Annotated in this window: 9 protein-coding genes; 1 reads left to right on the forward strand and 8 read right to left on the reverse strand. The window is 50.7% G+C overall.

The annotated features are described in order from the left end of the window. Positions 1-154 precede the first annotated feature (154 nt). The 8 genes from C0Q44_RS00610 to C0Q44_RS00650 form a co-directional block, all read right to left on the reverse strand. Positions 155-2,116, reverse strand: a complete 1,962-nt coding sequence (locus tag C0Q44_RS00610) for an IucA/IucC family protein (RefSeq protein WP_258166108.1) — start codon at positions 2,114-2,116, stop codon at positions 155-157. Then, complete coding sequence (locus tag C0Q44_RS00615; protein WP_181150803.1) at positions 2,076-3,515, reverse strand: type III PLP-dependent enzyme; 1,440 nt, start codon at positions 3,513-3,515, stop codon at positions 2,076-2,078. The genes C0Q44_RS00610 and C0Q44_RS00615 overlap by 41 nt, the downstream gene beginning before the upstream one ends. Beyond that, on the reverse strand, positions 3,512-4,288 hold the full coding sequence (locus tag C0Q44_RS00625) for an HpcH/HpaI aldolase family protein (RefSeq protein ID WP_105405597.1): 777 nt from the start codon (positions 4,286-4,288) through the stop codon (positions 3,512-3,514). The genes C0Q44_RS00615 and C0Q44_RS00625 overlap by 4 nt, the downstream gene beginning before the upstream one ends. Beyond that, on the reverse strand, positions 4,285-6,123 hold the full coding sequence (locus C0Q44_RS00630; protein WP_105405598.1) for an IucA/IucC family protein: 1,839 nt from the start codon (positions 6,121-6,123) through the stop codon (positions 4,285-4,287). Before C0Q44_RS00630 ends, C0Q44_RS00625 begins: the two co-directional genes overlap by 4 nt. Further along, positions 6,098-7,882: an IucA/IucC family protein gene (locus tag C0Q44_RS00635; protein ID WP_258166109.1), complete on the reverse strand. Its 1,785-nt coding sequence runs from the start codon at positions 7,880-7,882 to the stop codon at positions 6,098-6,100. Before C0Q44_RS00635 ends, C0Q44_RS00630 begins: the two co-directional genes overlap by 26 nt. After that, entirely contained in the window at positions 7,860-9,293 is a 1,434-nt protein-coding gene (locus tag C0Q44_RS00640; protein ID WP_105405600.1) for an MFS transporter, read from the reverse strand. The genes C0Q44_RS00635 and C0Q44_RS00640 overlap by 23 nt, the downstream gene beginning before the upstream one ends. Further along, entirely contained in the window at positions 9,290-10,651 is a 1,362-nt protein-coding gene (locus C0Q44_RS00645) for a diaminobutyrate--2-oxoglutarate transaminase (RefSeq protein ID WP_105405601.1), read from the reverse strand. The genes C0Q44_RS00640 and C0Q44_RS00645 overlap by 4 nt, the downstream gene beginning before the upstream one ends. A 168-nt stretch (positions 10,652-10,819) precedes the next feature. After that, positions 10,820-11,833 (reverse strand): ATP-grasp domain-containing protein, encoded by a 1,014-nt coding sequence (locus C0Q44_RS00650; protein ID WP_181150804.1) that lies wholly within the window; start codon positions 11,831-11,833, stop codon positions 10,820-10,822. A gap of 381 nt (positions 11,834-12,214) precedes the next feature. Between C0Q44_RS00650 and C0Q44_RS29965 the strand changes: the two genes are divergently transcribed. Beyond that, positions 12,215-12,421 (forward strand): hypothetical protein, encoded by a 207-nt coding sequence (locus tag C0Q44_RS29965; RefSeq protein WP_181150805.1) that lies wholly within the window; start codon positions 12,215-12,217, stop codon positions 12,419-12,421. Positions 12,422-12,424 lie beyond the last annotated feature (3 nt).

Genomic DNA, 12,424 nt, shown 5'->3' on the forward strand with positions numbered 1-12,424 from the left:
CAGATTTATCAGCCTAATGTTGAACATTTGGATCGCTTCCATAGATTCAGCCCCTCATCTACAATACAAAAAGGCAACCCGTCACGCGGGTCACCTTCCTTCTATTATAGAACTCTAAACGCCCATATCCTCTAACCTAACATCCCTTCAACCTCTATCCCTTATAAAAAGGGTTGCACCCTTGGCCTTTGCCCGATGGCATCGCGCCAGGCACCCCGTCTGCTTCAAGCAGCGGACGGACAACTAACTTCACGGGCCACTCCTTGCTCTCGAATATCGCATGAGCGAGCGCGGCCCGATCACCCTCGGGAAGCTGCACCTGCTGGAGCGCTTCCTTCCAAGCCTGCTCCGTGATCTCCCATAACTTCGTTTCCGGGATGAGATACACCTCGCTCAAAGCCTCCATGATCGCAGCCAGATTCACCTGCGTTCCCAAGGACTGCACATAGAAGATCAGCTTCTCGATCGTCTCGTTATACAAGCTGTTCGAATAACCCGGCCGAATATGATACGCAGGATCGGCAATGCCATGCTTGTCCAGATACGGCTGATGCAGACGCACGGAGTCATGGTCGCGGAATAAGAGACCAACCATCTGATTATCACGTAATACCAGGCAGCAGTTCTGACCATGGATTTCAGGCACAACACCCACTTTGAACAGACGCATCACAATATCGTAGAACGTGGCAGCTACACTCGTATAGAATTCTAGAACGTCCGCAGCACCTACGTCATCGCCCAGAATCTCTGTTAACAGATGATGCCCATCCATATTCACACCCAGTGCGGCCATGGGGATCACCTTGCAGGCATCATTCAGCAACTCAGCGGGATATACTCGAATCTGTGCAGCCAGATGCCGGGGATGATCGTCGAACAGTCCCATGGATTCCGGCATGAAGCCCCACCAATTCTGTTCTTCACACATATACACCCTGTCCTTCAGCGTCTCATCACAAGCTACCGCTTGCCTTAGCATCCGTTCTCCAGCAAGACCATTTAGCAGCTTCACTACCGGAAGATAACGAGCAGCCCCCAGAGACAGCACACTAACCGGAAGCTTGAGCATCAGGGCAGACTCGGCTGTCTGAGCCATCGACCGCAGAGATGAGGTGGCGAATACGTCTCCGACTTGGACGTCCAATACAATAATGGTGCCATCTTCGATCTCTCCGGTAAACCTCGGCAGGATCACGTGCTCCAGTTGCCACGGATGAACTGGCATGGGCAGGTAGTCATCCATGGAAATGCCTTTACGGGTGAATTCGGTGTGTATCTCCGCACGCTGGGCATCGTACAGCATATCCAAAATGCACAGTCCATCTTCACATCCCTGCTGTATCGCATCCTTACGAATTGCCACCCAACGCAGTGGAATGGCCTTCCCGAATTCCGCTGCATACCGCGTTACATCCTCCCCATTGAATCCCACTTTAGCTTTGGATGATGGGTGAAACGGGCGATCCCTGAGTGCAGCGATGCGTTCTCCCTTGATAAACCATTCATAAGCAGATGTCGGAACATACGAAGACAGGTGCTGGACCTGATCCCAACCCAGCGCAAGTTGCTCGATCGCTATGTCCAGACTGGCGAGAAATTCTGCGACCCCGGGCTGTACGTATTCTGATTCCGACAAAGCTTTCAGTAACACCGCACGTCCAACATCTGACGGCGATTCAAGGAGAATCCAGCTTCCATCCGGCTTCTGCTCATAGATCGGTGAATTCTCAACCCATTGATTCACCTGTCTTATCCCTGTATCAACCAGACATAGTATACCTTCGGTATGCAGTCTGAAATGCGGAGTGACCCTTTTCGTGTGCTCGCCGCCGTTTTCTTCGTAACATTCGCCCACATGATTCATCTCCGCAAGCGGTGCTACCTTGTCGTCAGACTCCCACGGGTTTACGAATAATGTTCGTCCTTTTCCCTTCCTGATTCCATCCTCATATCCCTTGTACAATCTCTGGAAAGGTGCAGGTGCAGTGGCAAAATCAATGAACGGGTGCCCCTCCAGCGGAAGCAAGTGCTCCGACAAGAATGTATTCATCAGATCCGCCATAATCCGGCGCTCAGCGGCTTGCAGACTGGTACGCTTCATCAATGTTGACATGATCGTTGTCCTCCGTCAAATAATGGAATGCCGGGTGCGGATGCCCCAGAAAATCATGATGCGAGATGGTCCAGCAATACGCCCCAGACTTTTCGAACATAACAATATCTCCCACGCGCAGCAGTGCTACCTCCGCATCAGCATGCATGCGATCCTTGGGTGTGCATAGCTCACCTACGATATGGACTCGACGATCTCTTACCTCTGGACGGGCAAACAAGTGTTTCCAACGGTCTGTCTCCATAATTTGAAACGGGTGGTTATGCCCCCATGAAGCAGGCAAACGATTGTGATGCGTACCTCCCCTTAACACGGCAAAATACTGACCATGAGAGCTTTTGATATCCGTAACCTCTGCTGCGTAATACCCATGGTCTGCCACCAGCAGTCGACCCGATTCGAAATACAGCTGTCCTCCACGGGACGCGAGGCGCTGTCTGGCTTCGCTGTGCTCAAGCAGGGAAGTGAACAATGCCCAGTCGAATCCGGGGCTGTCATCGTAAGTCACACCGAATCCACCTCCGGCGTTCACTACCTCTACATGCAGATCATGTTTATGCTGCCAGAACTCCACCTTTTGCAGATAGAATTCAATCATCTCGGCGTGCAGTCTGGCATCCATATTGTTGGACAAAGAGTGAAAATGGAACCCGCATAATCGAACGGCACCCTCGCCTTCTACACAAATGAGTTCAATCGCTTCTTCCACTGCCTCTTCATCGATTCCAAAAGGACTTGGCCCACCACCCATGATGATCTTCGTCCGGGGCAACGTACTGCTTCGCAGATTGACCCGAAGCAATATACGCACCTCGTGCGGCTGACCCTGTTGTTGTTTGTGTTTCGGCTCATGTTCTTGCTTCTGTTGTTGCTTCTGTTGTTGCTTCTGTTGTTGCTTCTGTCCTTGCATCAGTTCCTCGCCGTACACTTGCGTATATCTCTGCTCCGGTTTCTGCTCCCACTCTTGTTTCTGCCTGCTCCCATGCGCCTGCTCTTGATCCTTCTCTCGCTCTTTCGCAATCGCAATGATCCGCCTTAGCTCCAGCAGACTCTCCACATGGATGAAGCTCACGCCTTGCTCGATCGCCAGTCGCAGTTCGCTTTCCTTTTTCCCCGGACCTCCGAATAGAATCGGAACTTCACCGCTTACAGCTCTTACCTTTAGCAGCTCTCCAATTGAAGCCACTTCAAAGCCCTTCACGAATGGAAGCAATGCCTCAATGACTCGCGGATCGGGATTGGCTTTGATGGCGTAGAACAACTGTGTGTTCCGGGGCATGCTGCCCAACATCTGACGTACCTGTTCCTGAATGCCAGCCAGATCATAGACATATGCGCATACCGGGTCTTCCGTTGCTCGTTGCAGTTCGTCTATCGCGTTCCATACACTGGATTTCATGTCTGTCCACCCGCATTCCTGTAGTCATTCCGTTTTTGGGCATAGGCCCGAAATGCCGTATTCCGATCATCACCAAGCACGTATATATGTACTCCCCGCTCAGCCCAAATCGACATATCTTCCACACCTCTCGTGACTGTTGCATAAGGTACCCCGCACTGCTGCGCGGTTCCATGTAACGCTTCTAGCGCACGTTGCACATCCGGGTGATTCGTCTGCCATGGTACGCCAAGCGATTGGGACAGATCTGCCGCCCCCTCCAGCACAAAACTCACCCGGGGATGCGACAAAATTTCCGCACTCTGGCGTACGCCCTTCATACTTTCGATCATCGGTACAACCATCACCTGTTCATTGGCTTCCTCAATATATGCGGTGAGTGGATGTTTCCCGAATACACCAGGGCGGCCGCTGTTCAGGCTCCGCATGCCAACGGGATGATAGTATGCGTAATGCACCGCTTCTTCCACCTGTGCGAGCTGCTCCACATGGGGAATAACGATCCCCTGCGCCCCGCAGTCCAGCACCTTTAGAATCTCGGCTCGCTCCACCTTTGAGATGCGTACCAACGGGGTCATGCCTACCAATTCTGCCGCCCGGATCAACTCTTCCACGGACTCCATCGATGTTGCGGCATGCTCCAGATCAATAATGACAAAATCATATTCCGCGTGTCCGATCATCTCCACGATCACTGGATGGGGTATGGATACAAAGAGGCCGAATACCGTCTGTTTGCGGGCAATTTTCTCTTTTAACGTGTTTATTCTCATTCGACGATTCCCTTTAATTCGGGTGTTCCCTTTGATTCAAGTGCATCCTTCGATACCTTGAGCGGATTGCTCGCCTTGCGGAAATACAACTCCCCATCCCCATACAGACGGCGCTTTGTCATCTCTTCGATCAGTGCATCTTCGGCAAAAAGGTCAAATGCAACGAATCGCTCTGCGTATTCTGGATGCTGCCGTTGATAATCCACAATCACGCCTGCGCACAGCTGCCAGAACGCTTCTTCCAACAACCCAAACTTCTCCAAAGCCAGCGCAATATCCGTCATGCAGATAAAAAAGAACGCATCGTACGTATAGTCACGGACTTCCGACACATCTCCCGCATAGATGAAGGAATACCGATTGAACTTGCGGTGGGTTTCCGGCTCCGGGTTCAGCTTCGGGGCCCGTTCAGGGTGCAACAATTGCTCAGGAACGTAACGGACACCATCATGCAGGTCTTTGATGATAATCCGTTTCGGTAGATCGTCTTCGAGCACCAAAATAATATTCTGGGCATGTGATTCCAGCGCAATCCCGTGTGCATAGAGCAAATGAACAATCGGCAGTGTGAGCGTGCGAACCAAAGCCTCGCTCCACGTGTCCACACCATGTCGTTCTACGGCATGCTGGATGAACGGAACACCATCTGGTTGCACCAGCATAAGTGCATTGAGCGGCCAAGCCGTCTCGCCCGGCTTCAGGTGAACGGATACATTTTCCCGCCAGATCGCCCCAAGCGTACCGTACGCCCGTCCATACTGGGTTGCAGGCAGCTGCTCATAACGGAATGAGAGTCCCATGATTTCCTTCAAAATGGCAAACTGCTCCTGCTGTAACAGCTCATCTTCACAAACAAGCTGCTCCAGCCAATCGCTAATCAGCGGTGCATTCTGTGTCGTATGCTGTGCCAGAATGCGCGTACTCGACGTGTTGGTAATGCTGAGGGCCAGCTTGACATAAGGAGCGTCCGGGTTCATCCGGTTGGATAGCGAGCGAATCGATTGCTGCGCACGATAAGAGGAAGACGAACGGCCGAGATACACGATCTCTCCATCCATAAGCTGCCGGGCAAATACCGATTCCAACAAATGCTCCCATTGCCATGGATGGACTGGAATGAACACATATCGATCACCCACATCTGCATCAAAACCTGTTCCCCCATCACCCTCCAGAATCTCCTGAAATCTTCGTACATCTTCCGCAGTCAGATGTTCCCCCACCAATTGTTCAGAGGTATGACCCGCGGACACCGCCGTCTGGGCTAATTCTTTCTTTACAGCAACCCACACTAACGCAACATCGGTGTTAAACTCAGGCCCATACGCCAGATTGTCTTTCATCGAGAATCCCAACCTCGACTTATAGCTCGGATGATACAGATGACCGTCCGTCATGTGGCTTTCAAGCGCATCATAATGCCGATCCTCATGCGGAATAGTTAAGGGCAATATCGCCCGGCACTGACTGTCTTTAGCCATCGTTTCAAGCAATTCCTGGATAAAAGCCGTGACATTCGCACCCTTTAATCCGTTCAGCACGATTTCCTCCAGAAACTGATCCAGATCCGTGCAGAAGATGCCCTCCCTTTGAATCGAACCCTTCTTCACCTTCACTCGGCCAAACGAAAACTTCCGCTCTGCTTCACAGGTATACACAACAGGCTGACCGGATGCAGTAAGGCCGCTGGTTCGCCATTCGCTCCCGCTGACATGACTGTCTAATATGCCCTCGAACCACATCGCCTCCAGGGTCTGCCGCATGATCCGTTCCTGTACATCCACGTATACTGCTGTCCTGCCACCTACCTCAGCCCTGTATCCCACGACTCCCACGTGCTTCACTCCCTATATGTTTCATGACGTTACTTACCGGCACATAAGCCGGGGTTTGACTGATGCCCCCAAGACAACTCACCAAATTTTGTTTAGCTAGAAAGGCATCTGCCGTCAGCAGATGCTGCACATAGGCGTTGCCCGTTCGTTCCAGCTCCTCCACAAGCACCTCGCTTACCCGCTTCCAGAAATATTCCTCCGACACGTTCAAATCCCTCGCTATCACGTGAATCAGAGACCCCAGATGATTGACGAAATAATAGTACGATGTCCGCGCCCACGCTTTCTCTCGCGCATAGAACAACAGATCCGACACATCACGATCCTGCTCACCGATAAGCTCCTCATCCACACTGACACCTTCCAGATCGCGGACGATAAAAGCCACAGGCATGCCATCCTCCAACGTCACAAGGGTGTTCTGCAGATGTGCTTCAAAATGAATGCCTTTCTCACCAGCCGCCCGTACGATCGGTAGCAGAGAAATGGACAGATAACGATCCAACCAGAGTCCAGCCGTATCTCGTTTAGCCCCAAGCATCGTGGTCAGCCGAGAATGCATCCCGGGAAGCGGTGACTCGACCAGACTGGATAACACATACGTACTTGCCGGATCGAATTCAATAGGCCGATACGCCACCGTAAACAGGCTGGTTAATTCTTCATCATCAAAGGCACAAGTAGCGACGCCTGTCTCATACGCAATATGAGTGTGCGGTTCAGCACCGAAGCATTCATGTTGCCTGACGTATCTTGAGGCATCCATAGTTCGGCGCATCTGCTCGGCACTATTGGTGCGAATCATGTTGGTGATCTGCATGTTCAGGGACAGCTTAATATTACAATTCCATGCCGGAATATAGACTGTACGGACCGAAGAAGTTGGATAGACGGTTGGCCCCGCACTGCCGAGCAGAATTAATTTTTGATCTCGAATATAGTGCTGTATCTCGGTCAACTGTGATATGTACGCGTACTGCCATGGATGGACGGGCAATATCCCATACACCCCGCTCTTTTCTTTTAAAATAGGCTCCATATCGCTCCGAAGAAGCTCATACAGGTCAACTCTCGCTGTATTGTCTACCCATTCCTCTGCATAGACATCTTGCCTTACGGCGATATAACACAGTTGAAACGAGGTACGCAGCTCCGGACTGTACTTCTGTACGTCCTGCTCGGTGAAGCCCTTGGAATTCTTCGGAAACGGGTGAAATGGATGACCAACCAACAGAGATTGTTCCGAGGTACAGTAATCGTGGATGCCGAGTCCGGCTGCTTGTTCGATATACAAGGTAAGATTTCCTACACTGTTATCTACCTTTTGCGCAAAATCTCTGGCATACGCTTCAGTGCGATCCGTATTCTTGCCCGCTGGATGTACAATCTGTACCTCAAGTGAATCCTTCGTCTCCATCGCACTTTTCATCATTTTATGTTGATCCGAGCGAGCACCCTTTTCCCCAATCCCGCTTAACTCGCATGTGATCCAGCGAACCAAGTCCCGATAATACACCGCTTTCCCACCAGACTTCATGCTCGCGTATTCATGCTCACCCATGGCTGAGTAATAGGTCAGTTGTCCCGTCACCGTCACCCCGCTGGCTCGAAAAGCCACGGCGTACGTCATCGTATTCGGATCAACCCGAATATCGCCTTCCTTCTCTAACGCAAGCTCTCGGATGTAACAGTTCAGCAGCAGCTTGCACGAATGTTCGTAGGCCTGCTGCTCTGCTTTAGACCGGAGCTTGTTTTCCATCTCGAACAATGATGCCAACCTTCTTTCGGGTTATAAGTAAGACCAGGGGAATCGTAAGCAGTATGGCGCAACCAAGTCCGATACAGATCTCTTTGAGCGCCCCCCATTTGGCCATCTCCGTAGATGTTCCTGCTCCGGCCAACCATTGCCAGCGCATATCGTAATACAGTGTCATACCCATCACCGCAAACGAAGAAGCCATCCGTTCAATCGTTGTCGACAATACCGACCCTTCATGCATATCTTCATCCCTCAGTGCCTGTAGACCGATCGCGGAGATACTCATGCCTGATAAACCAACACCGATCCCCCGGCAAGCCATGAGCATGACGATGATCCACATTGAAGCGCCCATCGGTAGAATCGCAAACGATAAGATCGATATAGACACCAACAGTGTCCCCCATGCGATAAAATGCATTGACCGACCGCGATCCAGCAAACTGCCGCCAATCCACATGAACAGACTTGTACTGATCGACAAGGGAATGAACAGAGCACCGGACATCGCAGGTGACAAGTGGAAGACATCCTGAAACAATAACGGCAGGGCAAAGATCACACCAAACATCACACAATCCTGAATGGTCGAGATCAGGACGGTCAGTGGAAATACGGGATTTCGCCGCAGTAGCTGATAGCGGATCAGCGGTTCCTTGCGACCGTTCTCTGTCTGGACAAAACGAATCAACAACACCACACCCAGCACAATCAGCATCCAGGGTATCCATGTCACTACAACAGGACTGGTGTATAATTGCAGCCCCAGACTAAGGGCCCCCACAGCGGAGACCAGCAGCAACACACTGGATGAGTGCCAGGTCTTCCTTCGAGCCGGGATATAGGTCTGAATAACTCGTCCACACCCGATGAACGAAAATACAGCGAGCGGCACGTTGAGCCAGAACAGCATCTCGAGCCGTCCATACTGAATGATAAAGCCCCCAAGCGTTGGGCCGGCAGCAGGGGCAAGCATAAGCAGCAGGCCCCAGGCTCCGGTGATTCGGCCCCGTACCTCTGGTCCATACACATCGAACAGCAGCACAAGTGATAACGGAATCATCAGTCCGGCAGCAACCCCATGCATGAAGCGAACCAGCAATAGCACTTCATAGGATTGATGAAATAAGGCGCCCGCCACCGAGAATAATCCATAGATGCTGATCCCGAGCATATAGGTCTGTTTACGCCCCAGTCGATCCACAATCAGGGAAGCCAGTGGCATCGTTAAGGTCATGGCGAGCATATACAAGGCGATGATCCATCCGCCTGCTGTCGTGGAGATCTGATAGTATTGCACAAAATAAGGAAGTAGCAGATTAAAGGCACTGTTCGTGAGCACCAGGGTAAATGCACCCATTAGAATGGCGAGTAATACGGCGTGCTTCCTGATGAGGGACAGCTTCATCATGTCGCTGCATTTAAGGCAATGAGGGCAATGGCTCCAGCTACTGATTTCTCAAAGATCGCAAGTACCTCGCTTGATTCCTGCTCCGTAATATTCAGGGGTGGCAGGAAACGGACAACTGCGGAATGCCGTCCACCCCGTTCCACAATCAATCCATTTTTGAAGCACTCACGCTGAATGGATGCAGCCAGTTCCCCGCTCGGCAGATAGTGTCCCAGACGATCCTGACGTCCTGTTGGATCAACCACCTCCACACCGATCATCAGTCCTCTGCCACGCACGTCGCCGATCTCCGCATGTCGTTCTTTCAGCTTATTCAGTTGATTCATGAACTGCTCACTGCGAAGATGCACATTGTGCAGGACATTCTGTTCCCGGATGTAGCGAATGGTAGCAAGGCCAGCTGCCATAGCCAACTGGTTACCACGGAATGTCCCTGTGTGTGCTCCAGGCTGCCACTGATCAAGCTCTTCTTTGTAGATCACAACAGACATGGGCAGGCTGCCACCCACGGCTTTGGAACAGATGATGACATCTGGTACAATTCCAGCGTGTTCGAATGAAAACATGCGGCCTGTCCGGCCAATACCGGTCTGAACTTCATCGATGATGAGTGGAATGCTCCGCTCTGCCGTAATTCGGCGCAGCTCCTTCAGCCATTCAATATCCGCTGGAATCGCTCCGCCTTCGCCCTGCACCGTTTCGACAATCACACCACATGGTGCAGCAATACCACTCTCGCAATCATCCAGCAGGTTCTCGATATATTGGGCACTGAGCCGTGCCGTCATGCCCTCACCCACTCCAAATGGGCAACGATACTCGTAAGGGAACGGCAAGAAATGTACGTCTGGCAACAGGCTTTGCAGATGTTCTTTCTTGCTCAGGTTGCCACTCATCGACATGGTGGCTTGTGTTGAACCGTGATAACCGCCTTGGAAAGCCAGAATGGATCGGCCCCCTGTGGCATGTTTAACCAGCTTAATGGCTGCTTCCACCGCATCCGCTCCGGTTGGTCCGCAGAACTGGATTTTGGCCTTGTCCTGCATCTCCTCCGGAAGGATGGAGAATAATTCCTGCATAAATGACAGCTTCAGCGGTGTTGCCAAATCCAGTGTATGTAGTGGAATCTGCTGATCCAGGACATCTCGAATGGCAGTGACTACCGTGTCATGGTTATGACCCAGTGCCAATGTTCCCGCCCCTGCCAGACAATCGTAGAATACGCGTCCTTCCGTATCGGTCATCTTCATGCCGTGGGCCTTGCTAATGACAAGCGGGAAATGTCTGGAGTATGATCTTGCATTGGATTCCTTCTCATTTTGCAGCTTCAAGTATTCCGTCTGCACCTCTACTGACATAGCCATATAACGCTCCTTATAATCAATTCAGGCTGGACCAGCTGCCTGTGTGACTCAATGCTATTTGACGTAGTTATGGTTAACAACGGTGATAAGAATCAAGTGATTAATGACGTTATATATCATCTAATATACGTCATGCATTACCTGTATCTGTTGTTATATGTCTTATATTCGAATTGCTCCTTGCTCCTGACAAAGATATTCCAGATATACCCGAACTACATCACGCGTCGTTCCACCATGGGGAAAGACGTGGTGCGTCAGATCTGGCAAGGCGTTCACTTCCAGAATGCCACCCTGCTCACCCGAGATGGGCTTGCGAATATCGGTACACCGGACATCGACTCCGGCTACATCAATCTGGAGTGTCTTGGCTGCCTGAATCATCATTCGGACATTATCGGGATGTATGAATTCTGTACAATCCCTATAAAACTCACTGATCTTCCCGGCGGCTGAATTGCGAAGATCGTACAGTTCAATTTCTTGACCTGTGGCTGGTACTTGATCGAGGGTTGTCCCCTGTCCGCTCAAGACCTCCAGTAGATGTTCAGCTTCTGCATCAACCCGGGGAAAGGCTTCGTACTCGCCAATAGAAGTCATTACAAGACGATCCTGATTCATCTTCTCAATTAATGCCCGCACGGAAGAATTCCCATCTCCCTGAATATAGACCGGACGGTATTCGTTCACAGCCGCCACCTCATCGTTAATGATTAGCACTCTGTAATCGATGCCTGTCACATATTGCTGTAGCATGATGCTGCTGCCATGGACACCCGCAAGACGAATGGCAGTTTCCAATTCATCTTCGGTACGAACATCCAGCGTCACGCCCAAGCTACTGCTTGCATCCAACGGCTTCACCACAATGGAGCCATGCTGTCTCAGAAATGCTGTTGCCTCGTTCCCTATCGCCGGGATCACGATAAATGACGGCACAGGCATTCCCTGTTCGCGCAGCAGCATATTACATGCCTGCTTGTTCTTCGCGAGCAGTCCGGCGATTAACGGCAGACGATGGGATCTGGTTTTGTTGATGATGATTTGCTTGTCCCCTAAGGATAGCTTCAAGAAATCTTCGCATGCCTCCACAAGCGGCTCACAGGTAATACCCATTTCTTGCGCTTTGCTTATAATGAGTCGGTTCTGCAGATTATGAATTCCTCTCGGGAACACTGGAAATCCTCCTCGACCGAATGAAAGCATTCGCTCCTATATAAGTTGAACTAAAGATTATTTACACGGACACTACGATGACAGAATAACCTTCCAGTCGCTGTTATCCCCAGATTTTTTTCGATTCCCTTTTCTCAAGGGAAAATCCGGTGATAAAGGCGAACGCTTCGCTTTTTCAGGTTTTTTCTGTCCTCTCCGTTATCGTGTAAATGATTAGTTCAACTTTTATAGCTCATACTTTAATCGGATTATTTTTGTGTCTATATACTGATAATGATTATCAATATCATATAAAATCTATTTTATGGCAATTCAATATACATTGTCAATAATAAACTTTTAAGGGAAAGTAAGGTTGATTAGAAGTGGTTGTACATCCATGTGGATTGGCATCTCTCGAATAACGGGCGTCACAACCGGGACAAGCTCTGGATCATGTTCATGATGAAACCAATAGCTTGCCTGTTCTGTGATCCGCATGTAGGTGCAGTGTATGTGGAAGATTGGAGCGTAAGGTCGCTATACGTTCAATCGTTGAATGGCTCCTGCGTCAGTCGGTATTCCTCAACGAGAGTCTGCATCTCCTGATCC

It is taken from the genome of Paenibacillus sp. PCH8 (genome assembly GCF_002968835.1).
In the GTDB taxonomy this organism is placed as follows: domain Bacteria; phylum Bacillota; class Bacilli; order Paenibacillales; family Paenibacillaceae; genus Paenibacillus.

Excerpts from the sequence above, each read along its gene's own strand:
- C0Q44_RS00615 (WP_181150803.1), bottom strand. The coding sequence starts at position 3,515 with ATGAAATCCAGTGTATGGAACGCGATAGACGAACTGCAACGAGCAACG.
- C0Q44_RS00610 (WP_258166108.1), bottom strand. The coding sequence starts at position 2,116 with ATGTCAACATTGATGAAGCGTACCAGTCTGCAAGCCGCTGAGCGCCGG.
- C0Q44_RS00640 (WP_105405600.1), bottom strand. The coding sequence starts at position 9,293 with ATGATGAAGCTGTCCCTCATCAGGAAGCACGCCGTATTACTCGCCATT.
- C0Q44_RS00625 (WP_105405597.1), bottom strand. The coding sequence starts at position 4,288 with ATGAGAATAAACACGTTAAAAGAGAAAATTGCCCGCAAACAGACGGTA.
- C0Q44_RS00645 (WP_105405601.1), bottom strand. The coding sequence starts at position 10,651 with ATGTCAGTAGAGGTGCAGACGGAATACTTGAAGCTGCAAAATGAGAAG.
- C0Q44_RS00635 (WP_258166109.1), bottom strand. The coding sequence starts at position 7,882 with ATGGAAAACAAGCTCCGGTCTAAAGCAGAGCAGCAGGCCTACGAACAT.